The sequence below is a fragment of the Chryseobacterium sp. 2987 genome (assembly GCF_031456375.1).
GTDB classification, from domain to species: domain Bacteria; phylum Bacteroidota; class Bacteroidia; order Flavobacteriales; family Weeksellaceae; genus Chryseobacterium; species Chryseobacterium vaccae.
Genome location: NZ_JAVDUN010000002.1, coordinates 763,024 through 788,725, shown reverse-complemented (window position 1 = coordinate 788,725; position 25,702 = coordinate 763,024). Strand labels below are relative to the sequence as shown.

The following is a 25,702-nucleotide window of genomic DNA, read 5'->3' as shown; positions in this document are numbered from 1 at the left end:
TAGGATCTTATGAGTCATATCATAAAAACATACAGTATTGGTTTTCTGGATTTTTCGTAAATTTTAGGTAAAATAAAACCTATGTTCTGGCCCGACACCATCAGCAAAAAATTGAATATAAAATATCCCATAATCCAAGCTCCGATGTTTGGAGTAAGTACCCCGCAAATGGCGGCCGCTGCTGCCAGAGCCGGAGGTCTGGGGTCTCTGGCAATTGCTGACCTCTCCGCAGAAAAGGCTGTTGAGCTGATCCGGGAAATAAAAAAGCTTACTGATCAACCTTTTGCGGTCAACCTGTTTGCCCATAACATTCCCGAAGTCACGGAAATATTAAAAGAAAAATACATCAGGACAAAGTATTTTATTGAACAGCTGGCCAGGGAAAATCATCTTGAAGTACAGCTTCCTGATCTCAGTGATCTTAAAGCAAATGGTTATCAGGAACTGGTAGAAGCTGTAATTGAAGAAGGCTGTAAAATACTAAGCTTTACTTTTGGAAATCTGGATGATAAAAGTATTCAAAAACTGAAAGAAAACGGAGTAACCCTCATTGGAACCTGTACTTCAGTTGAAGAAGCTTTAATTCTTGAAAAATCCGGAATTGATATGATCTGTGTTCAGGGAATAGAGGCAGGAGGCCACCGGGGCAGTTTTAATGCTGACAATATCCCGAAAATCGGAGGAATATCTTTGTTTTCTGAGGTATATAATCATGTGAAAGTTCCTCTTATCTATGCGGGCGGAATTTATAACGGAAGAACTTTAAGAGCAGCTAAAGAATTAGGGGCAGAGGGATTTCAGGTAGGAAGCATGTTGCTGGCTTCCCAGGAAAGTGCCCTGCAGCCATTTGAAAAAGAAAGGCTTAAAAATGTAACTGAAAAAGATATTATGCTCACCCGGAGCTTTTCAGGACGCTACGCCAGAGGAATCAGAAATAAGTTCATTGAAACCCTTGAATATTCAGAGCATATTCTCCCATACCCATACCAGAATAAACTCACTAATGAACTAAGACGGGTTGCAAAAACAATGAATAATACAGACTTTGTGGGGATCTGGACTGGACAATCCATTCATGATTACAACGAAGCTTCTACTGAAGAGATTTTGACCAATCTGATCAGGGATTCTGAAAAAACAAATTAAAACTCAGTAGCGGCGGGCTTTAGCCCGCCGCTACTGAGTTTTACCCAAAATATTCAAAAAAACTCCTTCCAGTTTACCTGAAAGGAGTTGAAATATAGATGAATAGTATCTTATTATTGGGTAAGATCCAGCCCTCCGAAGTTCCCTGAACTCATCATCAGGTAAACCCCTTTGTTCTTATCTAAAGTATTCCAGTAGGCATGAAGGTCTTCAGCATTGGTGAATACTCTTAAACGGTCATTTTTAAATTTTTCTTTAATGAATTCCGGAGAAATAGGCTCCATTCTTTTGATCTTTAAAGCGTCCTCAGAATAGAAAACGATGGCTTCATCCAGTCCGTCCATAGCATGATCATACTGCTCAAGGAACACAGGATTTAAGCTTGAATACGTATGAAGTTCAAGGAAACCGTATTGGGTTTCGTTCTTAAACTGTTCCTGGAATGCCTTCACCGTTGCTTTTACCTTGCTTGGTGCATGAGCAAAATCTTTGTAAAGGGTGCCTTTATCATCTCTTTCTACCTTTTCAAGACGTTTTGAAGCTCCTTTGAAACTCATGATGGCTTCATAAAAATCCTCATCCATAATTCCCAGCTGTTGGCAGATATGTCTTGCTCCTTCCATATTCAGAAGATTATGAGCGCCGAAAACAGACAGAGGAACATCTCCCATTTCCGTTTTCAGATATACTTTTCCGCCGTTAATCTCATATTCAGGAGTTTTGTAAGGAATTTTTCTGAAATAATTTTCAGCAGCTTCCACTACCTTTACCACTTCAGAATCTTCCTCGTTATACACCATAACACCACCCGGGGTAATGCTTGCCGTAAACTTTCTGAACTGTTCTATATAATCGTCGAATGTTTTGAAAACATTGATATGATCCCATGCAATACCACTCATCAAAGCGATATTCGGCTGATAAAGGAGAAATTTTGAACGAAGATCAATAGGAGAGGAAAGGTATTCATCACCTTCCAGTACCATAAAATCATTATCCTGGGTTAATTTCACCATACAGTCGAAGCCTTCCAGCTGTGCACCTACCATAAAATCAACATCCTTCTGATGGAAGTTCAGAACATGGAGAATCATAGAGGTGATGGTTGTTTTACCATGTGAACCGGCAATAACTACTCTGGTTTTATTTTTAGACTGTTCGTAAAGAAATTCCGGGTATGAGTAAATTTTTAATCCCAGTTCTTTTGCTTTGGCCAGTTCCGGATTATCCTGATGGGCATGCATTCCGAGAATAACGGCATCAATATCCGGAGTGATCTTTTCCGGGAACCAGCCCATTTCCTGAGGCAGAATTCCTTTCTTTTCCAGTCTGGATCTTGAAGGTTCAAAAATAGCATCATCTGAACCTGTTACCTGATATCCTTTGTCTTTTAACGCAATAGCAAGGTTATGCATGGCGCTTCCGCCGATAGCAATGAAGTGGGTTTTCAACTTTATTTACTGTTTTTTTACGTTGTTATTAATAATTTCCTGGAAAGCATTCAGAATGTTGTTCCAGTTGGTGGTGAAGTTAGGCATAATCATGCTGGCATCAGTTTTACTGCCTTCATTAGGTCCTTTCTTTACATTGATGGACGTTGCTATATTGTCATACAGCTTTTTACGGTCCTCCTGTATCCTTCTGAAATTGTTTTGGGAAAGAGTCTGATCCAGCTTTTTTAGATCTTCGTTAGAAATTTTGAAATCCTGTTTGTACTTTTTCCCCTGGCCTTCAAAAGAATAGTGCACATTATTACCTTTAATAAGCAGATTTTCATATATCGGTGCATAACCTCCGCTCTTGGAGTAGCTGATATCAAAATCGGAATATACTTTTTGGCTGTTGCACGAAACTAATACTATGACCGCGAATAAGATTCCTAATATTCTGTTCATAATTTTTTACTTACTTTAATTATCTGAGTCCTTTTGTTCTAATTTTTTAGCTTTAAGTTCTTCATCATAATTGTGTAGTAGATTGAAGTCTTCAGTCTGCTCAATGGCAGTCATGATCTTCAGTAATATTTCAGGCGCCTTTTCATTATCGTAATCAATATCTAGAGGTGCTTTGAATTCCATCGTAGGTTTTACGCCTGTAACCTTTACCCGGAGACCTTTCTTATCAAATGCCCTTCTGAATCCGTTAATCTTGATAGGGATTACAATCGGGCGCTGGTTTTTTACCAGCTTGGCGGTACCTCTTCTTCCCTGTGCAAATGCCGAGGTAGTACCCTGAGGGAAAGTAGCTACCCAGCCATTGTCCAGAGCTTTCATAATATTATCAACCTCGCTCATATCAACCATTCTGTTGATGTTTTTTCCTTCTGCTCTCCAGGTTCTTTTTACCGTTACCGCACCTGCAATCTTGAAGATCTTGGGAAGAATTCCTTTATTCATAGTTTCTTCAGCAGCTACATAATAAAAATCGATTTTGGGATTCAGCAGATAAATCGGGTTTTTAATGGTATTTAAATATCCGTTATTTACAGCACAGAATGCGTGGTACATTGCAGCTACATCTGCAAAATACGTCTGATGGTTGGATACGAAAAGCACATTGGAATCCGGAAGATCCACAAGGTGTTCAGTACCGGTTATTTTTAATTTATTAAAGCCGTTGAACCTTCTGTAGGATACAACTCCTAAAATAAAAATAATTAACCTTTTTAAAAAATAAGGTGTTCCGAATGCATCGGTGAAAATATTTTTCTTCGCCATCTCTCAATTAAACACGGTAATGCAAAGTTACATTTTTTTCAGCAACTGGCTAAACTCACTCAATATCATTGCTGTAGCGCCCCAGATAATATATCCGTTGAAATTAATCACCGGGACTTCGTGGCCTCCTGCACTTGGAAGCGCCATCAGTTCAGGACTGTCGGGCAGATTAAGGAAAGAAGTGATGGGAAATTCTATGGTTTCCACAGCTTCACTCTGCTGAAGAACAAAGAGCGGGTTCTTTTTCGTATATGAAATATAAGGATATACATAAAAGTTGCTTGGTGGAATATAGATGGGAGACATTTCTCTGATGATCCTTACATAATGTTTATCTATTCCTATCTCTTCCGAAGTTTCACGTACCGCTGTTTCAGCGAAGTCTCTGTCCATTTCCTCACGTTTTCCGCCTGGAAGGGAGATTTGTCCGCTGTGACGGTCATGTTCGTTAATCGTTCTCTGAATCAAAGGAAAGTACCACTCATTATTTTTTAAATACAATACGATATTAACCGCTGCAAACTTTGGATTTTTTGCCAGCACTTCATCATAAGTAAATACAGGACGGTAAGGTGGCGAAAATACGCCATGTGCATTTTCACCGGGCAGGCCTACACTCTTTATTTTTCTTAACAGGTCTTTTCCGAAACTTTCCATACTTCAAATTTAATAATATAAACTGAAGAATGGAAGCCGTTAACATTAATTAACCATCCCGGGATATTTTATCATGATCATCTACCGGAATTGTAGAATATAAAGCAGGAAGGAGAGGGTTACCGTATTTTCCCCTAACGGCAATAAGTGACCTTGTGAAAACCATAAACCGTTACTTTAAATACCATAAACCGTGATTTTTAAAATTTACGCTGATATGGTGGTTTCTTGCTTTGGTTTACCTTCTACCTTTGTCTCACTATTAACCAATTAATTTTTACTAAGATGAAAAACTTCATTACAGGTGTATTTACACTAATGGCCATGAGTTTCGGCTTCGCACAAGCAAACATAGATGTGACTGCCCAGATCGGAAACTTAAACACAGCTACAGTAGACCAGACAGGTCTTTTGAACATCAACTCCTTAACACAGGATGGGAACCGTAATACCGCGGATATTGACCAGGTAGGTGCTTTCAACGTAAACATTGCCTCAAGCGTAGGAAACAGAAATTCAATTGACGTAGACCAAACCGGAGTTGCCAACTATAACAACGTAAGCCAACAGGGTAACAGAAACTCTGCAACAACCTGGCAGTTCGGAATGCAGAACTCTACAGAGCAGACTCAGATAGGTAGAAGAAATGAGGCATCATCTATGCAGTTAGGCAGCGGAAACGAAGTCGTACAATATCAGGATGGAAGAAGAAATTCAGCTTCAGCCATTCAGGTAGGAGATGACAATGCTGCTTATCAAGTACAGGATGGTAGAAGAAATGAGGCTACCGGGCTTCAGTTAGGAGACAGCAACATTTTAGTACAGTATCAGAGCGGTGATGACAACAGCGCTACCAATGCTCAGCTAGGTGACGGTAATATTGCACTTTCTGCTCAGGTAGGAGATGATAATACTTCTGTAGGAGCTCAGATTGGAAACGGTAACCAACTGTATCAGCTTCAGGCTGGTGATTCTAACACTGCCATTGATCTTCAGATGGGTAACGGTAACTTTACCTGGGTAGCTCAAAGCGGAGTAGGTCATATGCACGTAGGAGCACAAGTTGGTAACGGAAACGCCATGGTGGTGAACCAATCCAACTAAATCCGGATGTAATGTAATCTTAAAAAGGAGAAGCATACAGTTTCTCCTTTTTTAAACCTTAAGCACTTTACAATTCTCTATTCATCATATACCTTAATAAAAATGAATGCCGTATATAAGCTGGGATTAGGACTGCTGCTATTTTTTGCCACAGTTTCTGTAAATGCTCAGCAGGTAGACTGGGATAAGGTCAACAGCAGTACTGTTCTCAAGGTTATTGCCGGACAGAACGCAGAGCAGACACTTTATGGTTCACAGGTGATCCAGGCAGGGAATTATAACAATGCAGAACTCTCCCTTAATGCCAGAACCAATATTGCCGTTCAGCAGCTTGGAGATTATAATACGCTTTTATTCATCAATTCATTCACGGATAAGGAAACAAAAACAGCTGTTACCGCACAGGGAAATAACAATATCATTGATATTACCGGAAGCAACAGTATTTCAGACGGAATGCAGATTCATGTAAAAGGCGATAACAGGACTATTTTCATGAGAAACTATTAAAACACAGTGATGAAACTTTTATATTCCTTAAGTCTGTGCACTTTATTTGTCTTCCTGTCTGTACAGGGTTATGGGCAGGAAGATAAAAAAGTGAATGCTAAGATTGAAAGCAGTATCCTTGAAAATCAAATCCGGCTGAAGGCAGTTGTTACCAATAACACAACAGTTTATAAAGAACTGAATTATCTTTTGGTTTCCATTAAAAAGGGAAGCGGAGGGAATCTCTCCAATAATCAGCAGAGCGGGAAGTTTTCCATCAATCCCAATGAAGTCAAAACACTGTCTGAAATCAATGTCAATCTTGAAAAAAAAGATGCTCTGAAAGCCTTTCTGTATGTAAGGGATGAAGAAACCCAGAAACTGATCGCAAAGGACAGTCTGGAATTGAATAATGATCTCTTTAAGAAGAAAGCTGCAAAAATAGAAGAAGATGCTGTTTTTGAACTAAAAGGCCTGACGATTGATGAGACGAAAACCAAGGTAGGTAAAGATTTTTATGATCTTTTCTATCTCCAGTACAGTCAGCTTCCGGATAAAAGCAGCTCGGCAGTCACTATTTCTGAACTGCCTCTTCGGGGAACCAGCGGACAGATCAATATCCAGATTGAGGACAAAGTGATTTACAGCTTTATGACCAACCCAAGTGAAGATTACTTAAAAGAACAGATGGCGGCCAGCCTGAAATATATCAAAGAGTTTAACGCAAAGAAAAATCTTATCAAAAATGAATTTATCTACTAAAAAAGTCAGTCATGAAAACTTTACTCATTATTTTGACCTTTATCGCGGGTATTTTCTGCGGAAAATCCCAGCAGCTTGTCTATAAGCCCATCAATCCAGCATTTGGAGGAGATACTTTTAACTATCAGTGGCTTTTGAGTTCAGCAAATGCACAGAATCAGTTTGATGAAAAAGACGATTACCGCAGTTTGCTTGATGACATGGATTCCCTCAACAGCTTCAGCCAGAGCCTGAATAGACAGGTGCTGAGCGAGCTGTCCCGAAAATTGTTTGAAGATCAGTTTGGAGAAGGCAGTATCAAACCCGGAAATTATCTTTTCGGATCGCTGTATTTACAGATTACGTCTACTGCTCAGGGACTTCTGATCAATATTTTGGATACCAGTACAGGCGATCAGTCCGAGGTCGTTATTCCAAAATAATAGTAACTAAAAACCAGACGTATCATGAGAACTTATACTTACACCAGAATTTTTTTCTGTACGGTCCTGCTATGCTGCATACAGGCGTGCAGTTCGATCTTGGGACTTCCTTCAGATCCCGAAAGATCTACCATGGGCGAGGGAACTCCCTCTACTGCGGAACTTAAAAATCTGCCTCTGCCTAAAGAAAAAATTGTTATTGGCGTGTACAAATTCAGAGACCAGACCGGGCAGTATAAGCCTTCCGAGAATGGGAATAACTGGAGTACAGCCGTTCCACAGGGCACCACCACTATTCTGATCAAAGCGCTGGAAGACAGCCGGTGGTTTATCCCTATTGAAAGAGAAAATATTGCCAATCTTTTAAACGAAAGACAGATTATCCGTTCAACCAGACAGGAATATCTGAAAGATGCCGATAAAAATAATCAGTCGCTTCCTCCACTTCTATATGCAGGAATTCTCCTTGAGGGCGGTGTGATTTCCTATGACAGCAATATCATGACCGGAGGTCTGGGAGCCAGGTATTTCGGTATAGGCGCTTCCACACAATACCGTCAGGACAGGATTACCATTTACCTGCGGGCTGTTTCTACTCTCAACGGTGAGATTCTTAAAACCGTTTATACCTCCAAAACCATTCTTTCCACCAGCGTTAACGGAAGTTTTTTCAGATATATAGATACAGAAAGACTGCTTGAAGCTGAAGTTGGACTTACCCAGAATGAACCCGTACAGCTTGCCGTAACAGAAGCCATTGAAAAAGCAGTTAGGTCTTTGATTATTGAAGGTGTCCGGGACAAAATCTGGGGTAAAGCTTCCGAAAATCTGGAGGGCTACCAGGCCATGATCAATAATTACAATAAAGAGCAGGAACAAAATTCAGGAAGAACAGTAGGCAACAAATTTCCTGAAAATTACAGACAGAAAGTATCTGTTTTTGCCAATATTGAAGCCCAGAAAGTCAAAGACGATTATGTGAATCCCAAGATGAATTTGGGTGGAAAATTAGGAATGAAATATTTTGTCAGCCCTCATTTCAATATCGAAACCAGCGCAGGCTATTTCACTATGGAAAACGAAAATATTATGAAGAGAAGCTACTTTGTTCCTGAAGTCAACCTTGAATACATCTTATTCCCGAAATACAGGTTCAGTCCTTATATCTATGGTGGGCTGGGTGCTATGTTTTCAGAATATAAGCCTCAGTATAAAGGGCAGTTTGGAGGAGGTCTTGAATATATGATAGGAAACAATACCTCACTACGCCTTTCTTCACAGTATGATATCGGTTTTAAAGACAATTGGGAAGGGCTGGTTAACGGAAAAAGAAAAGACCAGGCTCTTCGCTTTGCACTTGGGATCAACTTTTACCTTGGAAACAAATAAAAACATGAACTATGAAAACTTTAATAAAATTACTCAGCATATTCATCCTTGCTTTTTGTCTGTTTTCATGTAATGAAGACCTTGTAGAGCAGGCTCAGACAGGAATATTGAAAGGAAAAGTCGTAAAAAGAGGGACTAATGTACCTATTCCCAATGTGAAAATTTTTACGGCACCTACCACAGAAACCGTTTTCAGTGGGACCGACGGAGCATTCTCCATTGCCGCCATGCCGGTGGGAAATTACTCTGTAAAAGCCGAATTGTCTGGTTATCTTACCACTTTTCAGGCCGTAAACATACAAAAACAGGATCAGGTGGTTACGGTAGTTTTTGAGATGGATGATGATACCTCTCTGAATTCCCCGCCTTCAGCACCGCAGCTGCTAAGTCCAGTAGACAACGCGGTGAACCAGCCTTTAAGTGTTGAATTGACGTGGAGTGCTGTGGATCCTGATTCAACAGATGTCCTAAAATATAGTTTGACAGTGAAAAATAATCTGAATACGAATGTGATTCAGGTTAATGATCTGACGGCGAATCATTATACGCTTTCAGATTTGAAGTTTGGTGTAAGTTACTTCTGGCAGGTGTCTGTTTCGGACGACATTCACCCGCCAGTTTTAAGCTCAATCAGTAAGTTTACTACCAATACAGTTCCTGCTAACCGCTATCATTATGTACAGAAACAGAACGGAAACTTTATCATTATGTCCAGTGATGAACTGGGCAACAGCTTCCTGTTTACAAGTCCTTCCTATAACAGCTGGAGACCCCGGAAAAATAATAACGCAGGCCTGATTGCGTTTCTGAGGACAGAAGGAGGAAGTACCCATATTTATACCGCTAATCCGGATGGTTCCAATCCATTCAAAGTGACTACCGTTCCTGCAGCAGGATTCAATAATTATGAAATGGATTTTGCATGGAGTACCAACGGACAGGAAATTATTTATTCTAATTTCAATAAACTGTACAGGATCAACAAAGATGGAAGCGGGCTGAATTTAGTGTACACTACACCAGACGGCAGCATGATTTCCGAATGCGACTGGAGCTATGACGGAAGCAAGATTGCCCTGAAAACAAATGATTACAACGGATACAATACGAAGATCTTTATTATTGACATGACAGGTAATATCTTAAAAACTGTTTTATCAGGTTCTTTAGGAGCTTCCGGTGGTCTGAATTTTTCTGTAGACGGACAGATGCTTGTGTTTACCCGGGATCTTTCAGGGTACCAGGACGGAAGCGGCAATTACAGGCAGCTTGATTCTAATATATTTATCTATAATCTCACCAATGATACGGTATACAATATCTCTTCGGAAAGCGAAAAACCTTTGGGAACTAATGATCTGGACCCGAGATTTTCACCGAACAATGCACAGGTGATCTTTATGAACTCTTCCAATGATAATATTTCGCAGAAAAATATAATGGTTATTGATCTCAACTCTTCTATGACTGATCTTTCAAGAGCAACACTCTTCAGTAACGGTGAAATGCCGGACTATGAGTAGGGAAGATTGGTGCAGTATTTAGGGTTAGGAGGGAAGATAGGGACTGGAAGATGAATTTAGCTAAACACATAAGACGTACACAATTTTAAGTTTAAATTTTTTCCAGGTACCGTATTGTTATCTGTCAGTCTCTTATCTTCCACCGCCCTGATTATGAAATTAATCATTTTGCGAAGCAAAATTCACATTTCACATCAAAAGTTCCACAGTTCTTTATAAAAAGAAAAATTCCAAATCGCGAGGTTTGGAATTTTTCGGTTAATCGAAATAATTTTTTCTAATCAATCATGTGGTTTTCTAAGGCGTATTTTACAATTCCTACTGAGTTTTTTACATTCAGTTTTAAGAGAATTCTTTTTCGGTGGGTTTCTACGGTGTTGATGCTTATAAAGAGTTTTTCAGAAATATCTTTGCTGCTCAGTCCGTCGCAGATCAGTTTCAGAATTTCTATTTCGCGGCGGGTAAGAGGACCTTTAATAAGACGGCTGGGCCTGCCTTCGCTGCTGATGAAGCTGATCATTCTTTCTTTTGCGTAGTCGCAGATGTAGATTTCGTTGAGAAGCAGGGCATTGATTGATTTCATGAATTCATCATACCTGCTGTTTTTGTCAAGATAGCTTTTTATGCCTTTGTTGAAAAGCTTCCGGATGTCAATCACTTCATAATCATTGCCAATGACAATAATTTTGATTCTGTTGTTATTGGTGGTAATGTCTTCTACAAGTTTGAAAATATCTGTAAGTATCAGCATATTGGAGCTGATGACCAGAATTTCCGGGGGTTCTTCTTTTAAATGTTCAAATAAAGATTCATAAGAATTACAAATGTCAATGTTGTTAAAAATCTGGCTTTGTGCCAGTAGTTTTGATAAACTTTCAGTATACAGTACCGGTTCATCAAAAATGGTTAATCTTGGTTTCATCATGGTCAGTTTTGTTTATATAAAAATAGGAAAAAATCTTTGTATTTTAAACAAAATTGATAAATAATTGTAAAATTTTACATTAATAATGATTGTAAAATGAAATTTTTATTGATTTTTTATTAAATAATTCCCTTTTTATTGATTTTTGAATTTAAAAATTAGAGTTATTGTTTTATAAATCTCGTATTATAAAGAGTTTTGACAATTATTTTTTTGAAAATTAATTTATTTAATTAACACGGTAGGGATATGTTGAACAGGAAAATTAATGGAATTGGCAATAAAACAAAATTGATTGGCTTTATGATGCAGTTCTTTTGCCTTCTCAATCATCGATTCTTCGGCTACTGTAACGGTAGGATAGAGGGTTAGGAAAGTAAAATGTCTGCTTCCGTCAGCCGTTTCAGTCATAATTCCGGTAGCTTCATCCGTGTAATCAATTACATTGATAACGGCTTCAGAACAAAAATGAAGATACCAGAGCATGGGGCAGGAAGAAAGTGAGGACAGAAATAGTTCTTCGGGATTATGCTTTGTCTGGTCTCCACGGAATGTCAGGTCTGAAGAAGCTTTTACCAGCAGGATTTTGAGCCATTGTCCAAGAATAAGAAGTGCCGTTGACAACGTTATATATTCCGTTTGAAGAAAAGGAGTTATCTTTAGAGGTAATTTGAGCAAAAGCGTTTTGCACTGCAAGAAGCAGCACAAGAAATAAATTTTTTGTTATTGTATTTGAGTTTTCTTTAGTTGGTGCAAATCTAATAAAAAAACCTCCAGCAGGGCTAGAGGTTTGAATTTTTTGTTAATTAGAAAATTCTATCAATTCTTCTTTTTTAGAATTGTAGATTCTGTATTCTAAATATTTAAAAGAATCCCTTGGGATGATGGTTACCCATTTTTTGTACTTAATGAACCATTTCATCTGGATACTTTTGATGCCTTTGGTGAGGTAGGCTTCCACGAACGGATGTACATGCAGGTAGATTTTTCCTTTTTCTTTCTGCAGAATACTCCTCAGTGTTTCACCCATTCTTTCCACAATAACAATTGGAGCTACAATTTCTCCGTCTTTGTTCGGGTTTTCTTCTTTGGTTTCGATCTGTTTTTCCGGGCGGTTTCTTTGCCGGGTGATCTGGATCAGTCCGAATTTGCTCGGTGGAAGAATTTTATGACGCGCTTTGTCACGCTTCATTTCTTCTTTCAGGTGTTCATACAGATCTCTTCTGTGATCAGGATTCTGCATGTCTATGAAATCTATCACAATAATACCTCCCATATCACGGAGACGAAGCTGCCTGGCAATTTCTGTGGCTGCCATTTTATTCACTTTCAGTGCGTGTTCTTTGTTGACGGCAGTTCCGGTGGTAATATTATTTCCGGAGTTAACGTCTACTACGTGAAGAGCTTCTGTGTGTTCAATAACAAGGTAAGCGCCTTTTGAACTCGGAATGTTAACGTGTTTTCCGAAACTTTGTTTGAGCTGTTTTTCAACATTATAATATTCCAGAAGAGGAATATGAGAACTATAAAACTGGACAATATTCTTTCTTTCCGGAGCGATAATCTCCAGATAATTTTTCATTTCGGTAACCATCTGTTCGTCATCACAGATAATATTTACGAAATCCTGGTTGAAATTGTCTCTTAAAATAGCTGAAGCTTTGTCTTCTTCGCTTAAAACTTTAGACGGAACTTTATTTCGCTGGATGTTTTTAAAAGTACTTTCCCACTTCTGAATCAGCTGATTCATGTCGTTGTGAAGGTCGGCTACTTTTTTTCCTTCCGCTACTGTTCTGATGATAACACCGAAACCTTCAGGTTTAATGCTGTCAATCAGGGTTCTCAGTCTTTCTTTTTCTTCCGAGGTTCTTATTTTTTTAGAAATAGAAACTTTGTTGTCGAAAGGGATCAGAACCAGAAAACGTCCCGTGAGGGAAACCTGGGTAGAGATTCTTGGGCCTTTGGTAGAAATAGGTTCTTTAGTAATCTGAAGCAGAACCAGATCATCTTTTGCAATGACTTTGTCTACGGTTCCGTTTTTATCTATTTCAGGCTGTATCTCGAAATTTTTTAAGCTTGAAGTGCTTTGTTTTTTAGAAATAGTATCTTTTAAAAACTTTCTGTATGTAAGATACTGTGGGCCCAGATCCTGATAATGCAGGAATGCATCCTTATCATATCCTATATTAACGAATGCGGCATTCAGATTAGGGGCCAGTTTTTTTACTCTTCCTATAAACAGATCTCCAACTATAAAATCGCTTTTGTCCTCTTGCTCATGAAGTTCACATAGTCTTCCGTCTTCCAGCAGTGCAATCTTTGTAAGATCATCTTCATGCGAAACGATGAGTTCTTTCTTCATTTTTTCTAATAATAAGGTTAAGATGATAGGAAACGGCTCTGTTTTTTTTTGCAGGTCATCTGATATTAAATATAAGGATTTAGAATGAAAAATCTTTATATTTTTTTTGAAAATACCGGAAACAGCCTGTTTCCTTGAGGAATCTTATAGTTGCAAACAAAAATATAGTCGGTGAACTTTAAAAAATTAAAACCACCAACTATATTTATTATATTGTAAATCTCAAGAAAAAGAGATTATTTCTTCTTATGTCTGTTTGCTCTTCTTCTTTTCTTTCTCTTGTGAGTTGCAACCTTGTGTCTTTTTCTTTTCTTTCCGCTTGGCATAATTTTAATTTTTTAGTAACTAGTTAATATTCAGTTAATGTTCTTATTTTACTGCAACTTTTGTTTTTACTTTCTCTACAAAAGATTTTGAAGGCTTGAAAGCAGGAATATTGTGAGCAGGAATCTCAATTGCAGTGTTTTTAGAAATATTTCTTCCTGTTTTAGCAGCTCTTGTTTTAATGATAAAAGATCCAAACCCTCTCAGATAAACGTTATCCCCATTATACATAGAAGTTCTGATCTCCTGCATAAAAGCTTCTACAACTTTCTGTGTTTCATTCTTTTCTGTTCCCAACTTATTTGAGATGGTGTTTACCAATTCTGCCTTTGTCATTTCCTTTTTTAATTTTAAATTTTAGGTGTGCAAATTTAGTTAAAAAAATTGAATACTAGCAAATTAGTGGCAAAATATTTTTGTTTAAATGGTAGAGTTTTAATGTTTACGGTATATTAATATTACATTAAGTTATTCTACATACTGGAATTGTAATAGCCGTTCTCTACACAGAAACGGATAAGATGGAGCTTTGTTTTCAGTCCCAGTTTTTCTGTCAGCCTGTTAATGTAAGTATCTATCGTTCTGGTGCTCAGGTTCAGCTTTTCTCCAATCTCTTTATTGCTGAATCCCTCATAACAGAATTTCATCAGCTGGATTTCGGTTGGGGTAAGTTCTTCCTGTCCTTTTTTCTGCCGCTCCATATAATCCTGTACAGCAAGAGGCTGTTGTTCCCATTCTTTAGAATATGCCTCATAATCAAACTCTTCAGAACCTGTGCTTCCTTTAATAATATCCTTAATAATATTGCTCTTTTTCTGGCAGTAATATATATTGGGAATCTTAGAAAGAATTTCTGCCATATCTTCCTGGTAGGTACTGGAATAGGTTACAATTGGCGTTTCAGTATTGTTTTTTCTGATGTACTTGATGGCTTCAATTCCGCTTAATACCGGCATGAATAGTTCAATGATGAACACATCCTCCTGTCTTCTGTAGATTCTGTTTACCAGCTCGTGCCCGTTATTACAGTCATTCAGAAGCATATAGAAAGGGTTCTCCATCAGCGTTTTGATCATGATTTTTTTAAAATAGAAATCACTGTCAGCTATAGAAAATCGCACCGTATTGGATAAAATTTTACTCATCTTTTAATATCGATTTGGCCTATGATATTTAAAATTCAGAGGCCTAATTTATGAAAAACTTATTAAAGTGAAAATTAATCTTAATTTAATTCTAGATAGGTTGAAATTAGTGCAGGTAAAATACAACTTGTGCATAAATTTTTTTTTTTATATTTTCACAGGCCAAACAAATTGCAAATTATGTCTTCTACTCGGGAAAAAAAATTAAACAAATCGGACGTCAGAACGGGCATTCTGAAGTTTATCCTATCTTTTGCAGTTCTTTCTGTAGTATCCTTTCTATGTCTGTTTCTCTTTTTTAAGAGTTATGCTGTGCAAAGAGAAGGAATTGATAGGGATGCCCGTGAATATACAACTCTTATGGAGAAAAGTGATAAGCTTAAAACTGTTGTTGATGAAATTTACAGTGAAATGAGCCAGCACGATAAGGTAGTAAATGATGGGTTTCTACGAACCAGCATCCTGGATAAGATGAAAGACGTCAAAAATGTGATGGGTAAGGACAGTGCAGGAAGCTTTAAACACTATGCCATTCTGATGAAGCAGATCAATCCCATGCTTACCCTTAAAAGAGAAATTGTTAAGCAGGGGAATAAAAAGCAGGGAACATGGGCCGAACTGCAGGATTGTATGGGAAAAACGGGAGTTGTTGACAGGGAGCTTCTGAAAGATCCTACAAGAAACTTCACAGGAGGTAAAAGAAGAAAATAAATAAAAAATAAAGTTATGCAGGGACAAATCACACTATCCAAAAAAGAGAGGCATTACCAGTTTTTTTATTTGATACTGATGCTTCTGGCTGCCATGATATTTCTCGGGATCATCTTTTTAAAAGGATTTGCTTCACCGTTTTCGGACGAAGACATAATAGGTATTCAGAGGCTTGAGAAAAAAAACGAATTCGAGAAGCAGCAGAAGCTCCTTCAGCCCAGAATAGACAGTACCTATTCTATTATCAGTAAAATGTCTGGCACAGCTCCAGAACCTTATATTGAACAGGAAATTTCTATCGGAATTAATGATATTGGGAATCACTTTGATGACGGAGTAACTGATATCCGTAAAGAAGCTTATCCGCAGATCGTTAAATTCTATAAAATGTATTTTGAAGATAAAAGGGCGCTTTCTATTACCACGGAAACTATTCAGAAACTTGAAAAAGATCTGGCGGACTGCCAGATAGGATTCAAAAATAAACAGGGACGCCTTTATGACAGAAATGAACAAATTAGGAACAGAACCCAGTAAGCCAATCAATAAATATTAAAAAAATAAAACACATCAATCACTAACTATGAATTATTTTCAAAAAAACAAAAAGAACATTATAATCGGTGTTATAGCATCCCTGCTGGTTGCTGCACTTGTTGCACTGTGGCTTCAGAAGAAAGTGATCCACTCTTCGGATGATATTCTTGGAATCGTTTATCCTTCCACTTTGTTCGTAGGAGATACCCTTTCATTCGATGACAATACCCAGTTTGCCAAAACCAAAAAATGGACTTTCGGAGATGGAACTACCTCTGATAAAAGCAAAGGAATTCATTTCTATAATAAATCCGGATATTACACGGTAAGTTTAATTGTGGATAATAAGTACACGAAATCTTTCCAGGTAATGGTAAGGGAAAGACCAATGAGGCAAGATACCACAAAGACTGCCACTACTATTGAAGCTCCTCTTCAGGCCATGCAGAATGAAGCGGTGCAATTCCGGGCGGTGTCTGATGCAACCAAGTTTGAATGGAGATTTGGAGAAAGCGGAGGGGTAGACGCCAGAGAAAAATTTGCCATTTACACTTTTAAACAGCCGGGTGAATATAAAGTGGCTCTGTTTACAGAAGAAAACAGAGAACCTGTTTATCATACGATTAAAATTACTCCTGAGTATAACTCTTTGGATGACGTACTGCCTGTAGAAGATGCTTATGCTAAGGTTGATAACAATTTTAAATACCACCTGCAGCAGATTGCCAACGGAAACGACTTTAATACACATTACAACTACCTGCTGAAAACGTACCTGTGTAACAATGAAAATTCAGTGGTAAAGGTAAATGACAGCAAAGTTAATAACTTCTATATGTACTGTGCAGGACTTCAGTTTGACAAGAATGTAGTAATTCAGACTGTGAAAGTGAACTTTGATGACACACAGACCTGTGTAACGAAAGTAGATATCAACCAAAGCAAATAATATTCTCCGGGATAACCGGTTACGCCAATCATAAAAAGATAAAATAGGATGAAAAATAAATTTCCTCTAGCAGCATATTATATAGGATTATCAGTGTTATTAGCGAGCTGTCAGGTGAAGCTGCCGTCTAAAAGAACCCCTGAGCCGTCACAATACGGACAGGTAGACAACTCACCGGTAGTGAATGGATACCCGAAAAAAGCGGTCCCATGGATCGTTATTTCAGACCGCTCAAGAAACACGGCCTATCTTGATAAAGACGACGAAAAGTCTTATAAAGAAGTTAAATTCCTGGAACCATTAATGGTCCTGAAGCACAGAGACGGAATGGTAAAAGTAGCGGAATACGTTCCGGATGCTTTAATGAAAAAAGTATCGTCAAAATCCATCAAAACTTATGGATGGATTGCCGAATCTGACCTTCTTTTATGGAACAGCTCCTTAAAAAGTGAAAAGACCGGCTACCCTGTAAGAGTAGCAGTGGTTCCGAATAACAGTGATGTGATCAGAAGTGCCGAAAGGTATTACAAGAATGACTCCATTATGGTATTCAATTCACCAAGCCTTATAGAAAATGCTAAAACCAAAATTCCGAACGGACAAATGGTGTACGTGTACAAGCAGGCGGAAAACAACAGAAGGTTCCTGGTAGGTAAAAAACCATCTATCGATATAGACAGTATCAGTACCAATCTTTACGGGTGGGTAGATGCTAATGTGATTTCTACATGGGGTGAACGTTCCGCTATGAAACTGAAAAATGATGCCGGATATAACGATACTACCTTAGGAGTTCATGAAGGATATCCCGGAGGGGCCAATACCGAAAACAGAACCGCTATTCTTCTGACGGATGCGAGCAAGAGAACTCCTCTTGAAAATATTTATCCTGTAAGTCTGGCACTGAATGAGGCTCCAACTCCTGATTCTAAAACAAAATATTTTACCAATATCCTGGATTACAGTAAGAATTATGTATTTAATGTTTTAGGAGATAAAATTTATTTTGACCGGTATAAAGAAATAACGGAGAGAGATAAAAACATCAATATTGTTTTTGCATTGGATATAAGTGCTCCTAATGCACCGTATGCGCCCATTGTAAAATCATTACTTCAGGATCTGCAGCTTAAATTTGAAACCCCTTCTTATTTTAGTACAGTAAAGTATGGTGTTGTTTTGTATAAAAACAATCCATGTGGGAATAATGTGGCAGTTTCCAGTTTAAATACAGATTACAGCAAGATCACCAAATTCATTGATGAAAAAACGAATGAAATGAACTGTGTAAGCAACAGTGGGTATCAGCCGGTAGGCGAAGCACTTTCTGCTGCCGGAAACCTGCTTTCCAATATGCCGGATGAAACGAATATCGTGATCACAGTGGGAACTTCTTCGTCTAATCAGAACGGAAATATGTATGGAGTGATCAGCTCACTTTCACAGGCCCAGGCAAGATTAATCATGTTCCAGACCAGCGCAAGATCATCTGATAATTACAATGATTTTGTATTGATGTCTGAAAACGTGGTAACCAATACGGCCAAAAATATAGCTGAGCTTAAAAAGGAGAAGATCGTTAAACAAAATGACGTTCTTACTAAGAATAATTTTAGTCTGATAGAAGGAGATGCCGGATTTTTCTCATTAGATTATCCTAAGCAGAGTATGTCTCAGGGATTTGTGATCTTCCCTAAAAAAGGAGAAATTGCAACGCCGGGATATCTTAAAAAGTCTGTAGACAGCCTTATTGCACAGGTAACTTTAGATAATCAGACGATTGATAAATCACTTAACGAATATTTCCACTCTTCTGTAGGGGCAGGAAATACCGATGTAGACGTGAAATATAAATATCTGTATCCAGGACTTACGAATCCTGTTTCCGCAGGAATTGCTGCACAGCTGATCAACTACGGAAACCCATTCCTTGTGAAAGGGCATATTCCGAAAGACCTGAAAGATTTCAAACCGGGACATGAAAAAGGAATCCTGATTTCTGAAACAGAATTTGATCAGCTGAAAAACTTCTATACTGAAGTATATCAGAAAACAGAAGCTGCCAGAGAAGATTTCAGCAGAGCAGGCGCTATCAGGGAATATATAAAATTGCTGAAAAAATATAATCCTACAATAAAGTTCCTGGACAAAGGAGATCTTTATCAGAAATCTATGGCTTACGCTGTAGGTTTGAGTACCGGATTTGACCTTTCTGAAGAAGAGCTGATGGCTAAGTTTAACTTGAGAGGCTGGAAAAAATCTAAAGATATTTCAGATCAGACGGTAAGAAACTACTTCCTGAACTATAAAAAGCTTGCAGACAGAATGCTTTCCTATAGAAAACATCCTGCTGTAAAGATTGAACAGAACGGACAGACGTTCTACTGGCTTAATGAGCACTTTATGCCAACCATGCAGGAAACAGAAGCACCGGAATATACCAAACATTAATTGGCAGTATAATAATATCAAAAGCAGAAGTTCAGTACTTCTGCTTTTTTTGTGCAGAAAATGATGAATTGATGATTTCCGGTATGAATTATTTCTGTGATCATTCAGCGCTCAGAAAATGCAGAAAATTCAGTCTTATTTCTCATTTAAGTGTAAAATATCATTGATTATCAATGTTTAATAAGTATTATGAAATCTTTTATTTATGGGGTTTTGAGTGTTGTTCTTAAATCTAATGTCGTAGAATTACTACAAAAAGTCGTAGAACTACTACAATTTTTCAGATTTATAGTGAAAAGCTTTTTTTAAACAAATGGACGTTCTATATTTGCTCACCAATCAATCACTAAATCACAAAATATTAACGATTAAAGTTTACCAATCATGGCAGCAAATTCAAGAGGAATCTTAAAATTCAACGGAGGAGAAGGTCAGAAATTATTAAAGCTGAACTACAGCGTATCTAGATCTACAGACGTTTCAGGACGTGTAGCATCAGATCCTTCCAATGCCCTTATTAAAATTACAGTAGAAGCTACTGAAAAATCAGACATCCTTGAAAGCTTACTAAACGGAAAGTATAAACCTACAACAGGAGAGGTTACTTTCAACAAATCTCACGAAGAAGGAACATTGATCACCCTGAGCTGGAACAACGGATACGTGATTCAGCACCAGGTGGAGTTTGACGCAATAGACGAAAACAGTATGTTGATCAGTTTTGTAGTGAGTGCAGAAAACATTGACTTCGGAAATTCCAAGTACGAAGGAGTATGGCCGGGTGCTTAATCTTACACTATTACACATCAACATTCATAAAAAAAGGCTGTCCCAAGAAAGACGGTCTTTTTTGCCTGTGATGGTCTGTTCTATGTTGGTTACATAAACAATAGACAAATAACCTGCCGGAAATGTATAGACCGGATGATTTTTTTTATTATCTTTAATGTATTCAAACACAGTAAAATATGAAAACCCAAACACAAAATATGCCGAAAAACTCTTCATTTCGTCCGTCTCAGAATGCCGACGGAATTTCTGAAAATCAACATTCCGGAATTAACCGCCTGGTGAAGTTGTCTTTAGTGATAGAAGGGAAAATTATTAAATTTTACAAACACTTTAAGCTGAAACAGAGTACCAGCCGCCACCATGAATTTAGTTTAACCTTAGCTCATGATGCTTTGGGAGACCGTCAGACCCATACTCTCGAAGAAGCCAATAAATTCCTGGGAAAACGCCTCACAGCTGTTATTTCGTATAAAGATATTGAGAATAGCCCCGAAAGAAATTTTGTAGGAATCATTACCAAGGTAGGTTTCAGTCAGGAAAAGATGAGTCTTGGGAATATTGTCCTTTCAGGATACAGTCCAACCATTCTTCTTGATGGTGCTCCGCATGTGCAGAGTTTCGGAGGCGGCCAGCCTGTGAATATGGGAATTATTGCCGAAGAAGTTATCAAACAGGGTATTGATAAAAGCCGGTTTGATATCAGAATTGATACCAATGATTATTCCCAGATCATATACAGCAGCCAATACGATGAAACCCATTATAACTATCTTGCAAGAATGGCGGAAGCCTACGGTGAGCAATTTTATTATGACGGCGAAGTTCTGCATTTCGGTAAACTTCCGCCTCAGAATAAACCTATTAAACTGACATACGGAAGTAACGCGGATGATATTAAAGTAGAGCTAAAAGCAGTTCATACGAAACCTGAATTCTACGGATATAACAGCAGCCGTAACGAGAAACTTACTTCCGGAACAACACCTATCCAGCATGTAAGTGATCTGGCCAAAACAGCTTATGAACACAACGACAAAATTTATAAAACACCTGCTCTTCAGGTAGCTCCTATAAAAGCAACGACTCATCTTGATGTTGAATATTCACAAAAAAGCACTTCAGGAAGCGAGGCCGTAAATGTATTTTCAGTATCAGGAAATACTACAGTTCCGTTTTTACATCCGGGGTGTGTAGTTGATCTTCAGATGAGAAAGCCTGATACCAACGAATCATCCTATTTCACCAGAATTATGGTGACAGAAACTACACATGAAATTGATACCATTGGCCATTATACAGGAAGTTTTGATGCAATTGCTTCAGATACAGGATTTTTACCAAAACCGGAATTCACATCCCCAAAAGCCGAACCACAAATTGCAACCGTGATTTCCAATGCCGATCCCGAAGGACAGGGAAGAGTACAGGTAAGATTTGACTGGCAAAATAATGATACAACTCATTTTATCAGAATGATGAGCCCTGATGCAGGAGGAACAGACCGGATTACTCAAAACAGGGGCTATGTTGCCATTCCTGAAGTAGGAGACCAGGTAATGGTGAACTTTGTACACAGTCATCCGGACCGGCCATTCGTTATGGGAGGAATGTTCCATGGCGGAGTAGGACTTGGCGGAGGATTAGATAACCGTGTGAAATCTATTCAGACCAGAAGTGGCCACAAAGTAGTATTTACAGAAGATGAAAGCATCATCATTACTGATAAATCCGGAAACGAAATCCATTTAGATACAACAGGAAGCAATATTACCATTACTGCCCCTGAAACCATGACATTGAACTGCAGAAATATGAATATTAATGTTGGTGAGAATATGACAACAAATGTAGGCGTCAATAAAATGGATACCATCATGGTCAACCATTCTGAAAGTGTAGGCTCTATGAAATATCTTTCTACCGGAGCCGATTTTATCACGAATGTAACCGGGAAAATGACAGAATTTATTCAGGGAAATAAAGAGTCTCACACAGAAAAAGACAGATTAAGAGTAGCCAACGGACAGATTACCACCCAAAGCCAGGGAACATTTGAGCAGCATGCTCAGAAAGAAATACAGAATAATTCCGGAGAGAAATCTAAAAATCATTAATCTCCGGAAATGGGCAAAGAATCTTACATAGGTGGTGATTATATAGAAACAACCGGTGGCGATGCTAAGACTTTTGCAGGAAAAAGTATTGTTAACTCTTCTGTACAGCAGTTTGCTCAAACAGGAGAAACAGCAGGAGTAAGCTATAAGGCAAATGCTGCACCACCTTCATTAGGAAGTTTGGATCTTATTAAAATTAAGATCAATACAACTTTTGATGTATGTCATGATGAAGTTTCCAGTTTCAGTGAGTTTAAAAATTTCTGGATACTGGAAGATAAAGGAAAGTATTACCATTGGCTTAGCCTCAGAGGAAATTCTGATGATAAAAATAAGCCGGATCCTTTACCTATCACTCTGGCAAGTACAGACAATTTTGTGTTTACAGCCACTTTTAAAACAAAGGGGCCAATAACGTGTAAAATCCGGGTACAGGATTCAAATAAAAAATATGTTTTTAAAGAACAGCAGCATCCTAAAAAGAACAAGGACGAAGAGCACGAACTAACATTCACCTGTGATACGAAGCCTTATAAAGACACTGTTCAGTATCTCGAGAACTTTACGCTCCATTTTGAATATTCTGAAGACGGAACCAATTGGGTACCCATGAAAAGTGTTAAGTTCTGTTTGTATCTTACATGGAAAACACCATTGTACAACAATTTTGAGAACCTTCCGTCTGTAAGTGATACAATGCAGATAAAATGCCAGCCCAACAAAAATCAAAAGAATATTTTTGAAACACTATTGTGGCTAGGCTGTAAAGGAGGATCTGGAAAAGGGAATACCGGTAAAACAAAAGAGGAAAATGAAGAAATAGTTTTAGATTCTATCTTTAAACAATTTGAAACCTTAAAAATAATAAGAAGAAGAGAAGGGCAGAATAGACCAGATGGAACTTCGTATTTAACGAAAAACTGGAGCGCAGAAGGATTAGGATATTGGAGGGGAATAAGCGCAGTTGATGCCAATCCATTAACAGATGCCAGGGACCCAAGGGCATATATGTTTTATGATGCGGCTACAGGTGCCTATATAGAAAGAACCAGTAGGGTTATTTTAAAATATGGGGAATTCAGATGTGGTGAATGGACAGCCTTTTTATTGTATATAGGATTTGCTCAAGGTATTGCTTTGGACCAGTTTGCAATCTTTTCAGGAAGAGGGCATAATGATAGTTTTATGGCACAGATAACCACTCATTTTGTTAATTTAATGTTTTTAGTAAAAGGCTGGAATATTAAAGATCCTCTAGCTCCGGAGTTGCCGCCTTCTACAGCATATAGAGCGCAGGGAAATGCAAATCCTCTCCATTATTTTTCAGATCATGTTTTTACTTTATTTGAAAGAAATGGGGTGAAGAAATATTATGATGCATCATATGGCCTCAGATTTAAATCCGGCCAGAAAACAGATAAAAAACTGTTGGCAGAATATTCTACTTCAGCTTTGACTGGGGTATTGTATATGAGAGAGAAGACACCCGGAAAGAGTGAATATAAAACCATTACAACCAATATGGAACAACATTTGGTCATTAGTCTGTATAAAGGACTTGGTGGTGGACCTTATTTAACTGATGATAAAATAACATATACTTTATGAGACGTTTGATTTTTTTATTTTCATTTCTTATAATTAATACTCATTTTTTATTTTCCCAAATAAAAGAAAACAATATGGATACTATATTAATTACAGATAATATACAATTATATTCTCAAAAGAATTCTGCTGACTGGAATTTGATTTTAAATACGAATAATAATAAAAAAACTTTGATTAATAAGAAAAATCCAGCTCCTCAAACAAATCAGTTTCTTAAGTCTTCAAAGGATTATTTTTTAGATATTCCGAAATTAATAGACGGATTTTCATATAAAAATAATATTTACTTTTTTGTTTTTATAGAAAGAGCACTTTGGTTATATCAATCAGATTTGGAAGGAGGAAATTTAACAAAGAAAAAAATAATGGATATGATTCCCGGATCTGTAGATAATTTCGGGGATGCTAAATTTTTTATAGAAAAATGTGATCATGATAATGACACTTATTTCTCCGTAACACATTCAAGGGTTGGCAGGCAGATCACAAAGTTTTTTGAATTGAAAAAAAATGACTTTACGGTAAAAGAATTTGATTTTTCAGAAAACAATACCGTTTTATCAAAAGAAGATCATGATATTTTTTATGACAAAAATCTGAAAGAAGACAAAGAAGAAATAAAAAAAGAGATAAAAAAAATAATATCGAAGATATCGAAAGATGATGCTAAATTCAATTATTTAGGAAATTTGAAAGGCATGAATGGAACTTATTTTTTATATTCCGATAAAACGGTTCATTTTCTTCTGTTTACAAATGATTATGAATGGATTTCACCCAAGTTTAAAGAAAAAGTTCTAAAGTGAAATTTTAAAAATTATAGAATAAAAAAACAACATCAAAATTTTACCATAAAAAGCCCTGTCTGAAAAACAGGGCTTTTTTGTGGATTTATCCTTCTGTATTCGGAAAATGAACCTTGATACTTCCCGTTTTAGTGTGAAAATAAATATAGAATCAATAGAGATAAATAATGACTAATAAAGGATATTTTTGATTGTTTTAAATCAAAAGTCGTAGAATTACGACATCAAATCGTAGAATTACTACAATTTTTCAGATTTACAGTGAAAAGCTTTTTTTAAAGAAATGGACGTTCTATATTTGCTCAACAATCAATCACCAAATCACAAAATATTAACGATTAAAATTTACCAATCATGGCAGCAAATTCAAGAGGAATCTTAAAATTCAACGGAGGAGAAGGTCAGAAACTATTAAAGCTGAACTATAGCGTATCTAGATCTACAGACGTTTCAGGACGTGTAGCATCAGATCCTTCCAATGCCCTTATTAAAATTACAGTAGAAGCTACTGAAAAATCAGACATCCTTGAAAGCTTACTCAACGGAAAATATAAGCCTACAACAGGAGAAGTTACTTTCAACAAATCTCACGAAGAAGGAACATTGATCACCCTGAGCTGGAACAACGGATACGTGATTCAGCACCAGGTGGAGTTTGATGCAATAGACGAAAACAGTATGTTGATCAGTTTTGTAGTGAGTGCAGAAAACATTGACTTCGGAAATTCCAAGTACGAAGGAGTATGGCCGGGTGCTTAATCTTACA

The 25,702-nt window shown here is 37.6% G+C and carries 25 protein-coding genes; 16 read left to right on the top strand and 9 right to left on the bottom strand.

Features of this window, described 5'->3' with window-relative positions:
• Positions 1 to 81 precede the first annotated feature (81 nt).
• Positions 82 to 1,146: a nitronate monooxygenase gene (locus J2Y40_RS08570; protein ID WP_309998385.1), complete on the top strand. Its 1,065-nt coding sequence runs from the start codon at positions 82 to 84 to the stop codon at positions 1,144 to 1,146.
• Between the two features lie 113 nt (positions 1,147 to 1,259).
• Here the strand turns inward: J2Y40_RS08570 and murC are convergent, their stop codons facing one another.
• From murC to J2Y40_RS08550, 4 genes are read right to left on the bottom strand one after another with little or no spacing between them, the layout of a single operon-like run.
• The gene (murC, locus tag J2Y40_RS08565) at positions 1,260 to 2,597 is read right to left on the bottom strand and encodes a Mur ligase family protein (protein ID WP_309998383.1); all 1,338 of its coding nucleotides are present in this window, start codon (positions 2,595 to 2,597) and stop codon (positions 1,260 to 1,262) included.
• A 6-nt stretch (positions 2,598 to 2,603) separates the two neighbouring features.
• Positions 2,604 to 3,041, bottom strand: coding sequence for a hypothetical protein (locus J2Y40_RS08560; protein WP_153398577.1), 438 nt, complete (start codon positions 3,039 to 3,041; stop codon positions 2,604 to 2,606).
• A gap of 15 nt (positions 3,042 to 3,056) precedes the next feature.
• Positions 3,057 to 3,863 (bottom strand): 1-acyl-sn-glycerol-3-phosphate acyltransferase, encoded by an 807-nt coding sequence (locus J2Y40_RS08555; protein ID WP_153398579.1) that lies wholly within the window; start codon positions 3,861 to 3,863, stop codon positions 3,057 to 3,059.
• Positions 3,864 to 3,890: 27 nt separating this feature from the next.
• Positions 3,891 to 4,520 carry a CoA pyrophosphatase gene (locus J2Y40_RS08550; protein ID WP_153398581.1) on the bottom strand — a complete coding sequence of 210 codons (630 nt, stop codon included), beginning with the start codon at positions 4,518 to 4,520 and terminating at the stop codon, positions 3,891 to 3,893.
• Between the two features lie 285 nt (positions 4,521 to 4,805).
• On the opposite strand from J2Y40_RS08550, the gene J2Y40_RS08545 reads away from it, so the two are divergent.
• The 6 genes from J2Y40_RS08545 (at position 4,806) to J2Y40_RS08520 (ending at position 10,209) form a co-directional block, all read left to right on the top strand.
• A complete protein-coding gene (locus J2Y40_RS08545) occupies positions 4,806 to 5,624 on the top strand; it encodes a hypothetical protein (protein ID WP_153398583.1) in 819 nt (272 codons plus the stop codon).
• Between the two features lie 102 nt (positions 5,625 to 5,726).
• The gene (locus J2Y40_RS08540; protein ID WP_231128741.1) at positions 5,727 to 6,134 is read left to right on the top strand and encodes a hypothetical protein; all 408 of its coding nucleotides are present in this window, start codon (positions 5,727 to 5,729) and stop codon (positions 6,132 to 6,134) included.
• A gap of 9 nt (positions 6,135 to 6,143) precedes the next feature.
• On the top strand, positions 6,144 to 6,875 hold the full coding sequence (gene csgH / locus J2Y40_RS08535; protein ID WP_309998377.1) for a curli-like amyloid fiber formation chaperone CsgH: 732 nt from the start codon (positions 6,144 to 6,146) through the stop codon (positions 6,873 to 6,875).
• 11 nt (positions 6,876 to 6,886) lie between these two features.
• Entirely contained in the window at positions 6,887 to 7,297 is a 411-nt protein-coding gene (locus J2Y40_RS08530) for a curli production assembly/transport component CsgF (RefSeq protein WP_153398587.1), read from the top strand.
• Between the two features lie 24 nt (positions 7,298 to 7,321).
• Positions 7,322 to 8,686, top strand: coding sequence for a CsgG/HfaB family protein (locus J2Y40_RS08525; RefSeq protein WP_153398589.1), 1,365 nt, complete (start codon positions 7,322 to 7,324; stop codon positions 8,684 to 8,686).
• Between the two features lie 11 nt (positions 8,687 to 8,697).
• A complete protein-coding gene (locus J2Y40_RS08520) occupies positions 8,698 to 10,209 on the top strand; it encodes a carboxypeptidase-like regulatory domain-containing protein (protein WP_309998372.1) in 1,512 nt (503 codons plus the stop codon).
• A 277-nt stretch (positions 10,210 to 10,486) separates the two neighbouring features.
• Here the strand turns inward: J2Y40_RS08520 and J2Y40_RS08515 are convergent, their stop codons facing one another.
• The 5 genes from J2Y40_RS08515 to J2Y40_RS08495 all read right to left on the bottom strand — a co-directional run bounded on the left by J2Y40_RS08515 (position 10,487) and on the right by J2Y40_RS08495 (position 14,965).
• On the bottom strand, positions 10,487 to 11,134 hold the full coding sequence (locus J2Y40_RS08515; protein ID WP_231128743.1) for a response regulator transcription factor: 648 nt from the start codon (positions 11,132 to 11,134) through the stop codon (positions 10,487 to 10,489).
• A gap of 225 nt (positions 11,135 to 11,359) precedes the next feature.
• The gene (locus J2Y40_RS08510) at positions 11,360 to 11,758 is read right to left on the bottom strand and encodes an OsmC family protein (RefSeq protein ID WP_309998370.1); all 399 of its coding nucleotides are present in this window, start codon (positions 11,756 to 11,758) and stop codon (positions 11,360 to 11,362) included.
• 178 nt (positions 11,759 to 11,936) lie between these two features.
• Entirely contained in the window at positions 11,937 to 13,496 is a 1,560-nt protein-coding gene (locus J2Y40_RS08505; protein WP_153398593.1) for a ribonuclease E/G, read from the bottom strand.
• Positions 13,497 to 13,865: 369 nt separating this feature from the next.
• The gene (locus J2Y40_RS08500; RefSeq protein ID WP_002984212.1) at positions 13,866 to 14,156 is read right to left on the bottom strand and encodes an HU family DNA-binding protein; all 291 of its coding nucleotides are present in this window, start codon (positions 14,154 to 14,156) and stop codon (positions 13,866 to 13,868) included.
• A 137-nt stretch (positions 14,157 to 14,293) separates the two neighbouring features.
• On the bottom strand, positions 14,294 to 14,965 hold the full coding sequence (locus J2Y40_RS08495) for a response regulator transcription factor (RefSeq protein ID WP_153398595.1): 672 nt from the start codon (positions 14,963 to 14,965) through the stop codon (positions 14,294 to 14,296).
• A 180-nt stretch (positions 14,966 to 15,145) separates the two neighbouring features.
• Between J2Y40_RS08495 and tssO the strand changes: the two genes are divergently transcribed.
• The 9 genes from tssO to tssD (J2Y40_RS08450) all read left to right on the top strand — a co-directional run bounded on the left by tssO (position 15,146) and on the right by tssD (J2Y40_RS08450) (position 25,695).
• A complete protein-coding gene (tssO, locus tag J2Y40_RS08490; protein WP_153398597.1) occupies positions 15,146 to 15,676 on the top strand; it encodes a type VI secretion system TssO in 531 nt (176 codons plus the stop codon).
• A gap of 15 nt (positions 15,677 to 15,691) precedes the next feature.
• Entirely contained in the window at positions 15,692 to 16,213 is a 522-nt protein-coding gene (locus tag J2Y40_RS08485) for a type VI secretion system transmembrane protein TssO (protein WP_153398599.1), read from the top strand.
• A 46-nt stretch (positions 16,214 to 16,259) separates the two neighbouring features.
• Positions 16,260 to 17,162 carry a PKD domain-containing protein gene (locus J2Y40_RS08480; protein WP_153398601.1) on the top strand — a complete coding sequence of 301 codons (903 nt, stop codon included), beginning with the start codon at positions 16,260 to 16,262 and terminating at the stop codon, positions 17,160 to 17,162.
• 48 nt (positions 17,163 to 17,210) lie between these two features.
• The gene (gene tssR, locus J2Y40_RS08475) at positions 17,211 to 19,613 is read left to right on the top strand and encodes a type VI secretion system protein TssR domain-containing protein (protein WP_309998367.1); all 2,403 of its coding nucleotides are present in this window, start codon (positions 17,211 to 17,213) and stop codon (positions 19,611 to 19,613) included.
• 384 nt (positions 19,614 to 19,997) lie between these two features.
• A complete protein-coding gene (gene tssD / locus J2Y40_RS08470) occupies positions 19,998 to 20,402 on the top strand; it encodes a type VI secretion system tube protein TssD (protein WP_185152018.1) in 405 nt (134 codons plus the stop codon).
• Positions 20,403 to 20,581: 179 nt separating this feature from the next.
• The gene (locus J2Y40_RS08465) at positions 20,582 to 22,519 is read left to right on the top strand and encodes a type VI secretion system Vgr family protein (RefSeq protein ID WP_153398607.1); all 1,938 of its coding nucleotides are present in this window, start codon (positions 20,582 to 20,584) and stop codon (positions 22,517 to 22,519) included.
• 9 nt (positions 22,520 to 22,528) lie between these two features.
• A complete protein-coding gene (locus J2Y40_RS08460) occupies positions 22,529 to 24,127 on the top strand; it encodes a hypothetical protein (RefSeq protein ID WP_309998365.1) in 1,599 nt (532 codons plus the stop codon).
• Complete coding sequence (locus J2Y40_RS08455) at positions 24,124 to 24,936, top strand: hypothetical protein (RefSeq protein ID WP_309998363.1); 813 nt, start codon at positions 24,124 to 24,126, stop codon at positions 24,934 to 24,936. The genes J2Y40_RS08460 and J2Y40_RS08455 overlap by 4 nt, the downstream gene beginning before the upstream one ends.
• A 354-nt stretch (positions 24,937 to 25,290) precedes the next feature.
• On the top strand, positions 25,291 to 25,695 hold the full coding sequence (gene tssD, locus J2Y40_RS08450; RefSeq protein ID WP_185152018.1) for a type VI secretion system tube protein TssD: 405 nt from the start codon (positions 25,291 to 25,293) through the stop codon (positions 25,693 to 25,695).
• The last annotated feature ends 7 nt before the right edge of the window (positions 25,696 to 25,702 follow it).

Bases quoted from the DNA above. Each gene is read 5' to 3' on its own strand.
- J2Y40_RS08525 (WP_153398589.1), top strand. From the start codon at position 7,322: ATGAGAACTTATACTTACACCAGAATTTTTTTCTGTACGGTCCTGCTA.
- J2Y40_RS08515 (WP_231128743.1), bottom strand. From the start codon at position 11,134: ATGATGAAACCAAGATTAACCATTTTTGATGAACCGGTACTGTATACT.
- J2Y40_RS08570 (WP_309998385.1), top strand. From the start codon at position 82: ATGTTCTGGCCCGACACCATCAGCAAAAAATTGAATATAAAATATCCC.
- J2Y40_RS08455 (WP_309998363.1), top strand. From the start codon at position 24,124: ATGAGACGTTTGATTTTTTTATTTTCATTTCTTATAATTAATACTCAT.
- J2Y40_RS08485 (WP_153398599.1), top strand. From the start codon at position 15,692: ATGCAGGGACAAATCACACTATCCAAAAAAGAGAGGCATTACCAGTTT.
- tssR (WP_309998367.1), top strand. From the start codon at position 17,211: ATGAAAAATAAATTTCCTCTAGCAGCATATTATATAGGATTATCAGTG.
- csgH (WP_309998377.1), top strand. From the start codon at position 6,144: ATGAAACTTTTATATTCCTTAAGTCTGTGCACTTTATTTGTCTTCCTG.
- J2Y40_RS08505 (WP_153398593.1), bottom strand. From the start codon at position 13,496: ATGAAGAAAGAACTCATCGTTTCGCATGAAGATGATCTTACAAAGATT.
- J2Y40_RS08460 (WP_309998365.1), top strand. From the start codon at position 22,529: ATGGGCAAAGAATCTTACATAGGTGGTGATTATATAGAAACAACCGGT.
- J2Y40_RS08480 (WP_153398601.1), top strand. From the start codon at position 16,260: ATGAATTATTTTCAAAAAAACAAAAAGAACATTATAATCGGTGTTATA.
- tssD (WP_185152018.1), top strand. From the start codon at position 25,291: ATGGCAGCAAATTCAAGAGGAATCTTAAAATTCAACGGAGGAGAAGGT.
- J2Y40_RS08540 (WP_231128741.1), top strand. From the start codon at position 5,727: ATGAATGCCGTATATAAGCTGGGATTAGGACTGCTGCTATTTTTTGCC.
- J2Y40_RS08530 (WP_153398587.1), top strand. From the start codon at position 6,887: ATGAAAACTTTACTCATTATTTTGACCTTTATCGCGGGTATTTTCTGC.
- tssO (WP_153398597.1), top strand. From the start codon at position 15,146: ATGTCTTCTACTCGGGAAAAAAAATTAAACAAATCGGACGTCAGAACG.
- J2Y40_RS08465 (WP_153398607.1), top strand. From the start codon at position 20,582: ATGAAAACCCAAACACAAAATATGCCGAAAAACTCTTCATTTCGTCCG.
- J2Y40_RS08500 (WP_002984212.1), bottom strand. From the start codon at position 14,156: ATGACAAAGGCAGAATTGGTAAACACCATCTCAAATAAGTTGGGAACA.
- J2Y40_RS08495 (WP_153398595.1), bottom strand. From the start codon at position 14,965: ATGAGTAAAATTTTATCCAATACGGTGCGATTTTCTATAGCTGACAGT.
- tssD (WP_185152018.1), top strand. From the start codon at position 19,998: ATGGCAGCAAATTCAAGAGGAATCTTAAAATTCAACGGAGGAGAAGGT.
- J2Y40_RS08555 (WP_153398579.1), bottom strand. From the start codon at position 3,863: ATGGCGAAGAAAAATATTTTCACCGATGCATTCGGAACACCTTATTTT.
- J2Y40_RS08520 (WP_309998372.1), top strand. From the start codon at position 8,698: ATGAAAACTTTAATAAAATTACTCAGCATATTCATCCTTGCTTTTTGT.
- J2Y40_RS08545 (WP_153398583.1), top strand. From the start codon at position 4,806: ATGAAAAACTTCATTACAGGTGTATTTACACTAATGGCCATGAGTTTC.
- J2Y40_RS08550 (WP_153398581.1), bottom strand. From the start codon at position 4,520: ATGGAAAGTTTCGGAAAAGACCTGTTAAGAAAAATAAAGAGTGTAGGC.
- J2Y40_RS08560 (WP_153398577.1), bottom strand. From the start codon at position 3,041: ATGAACAGAATATTAGGAATCTTATTCGCGGTCATAGTATTAGTTTCG.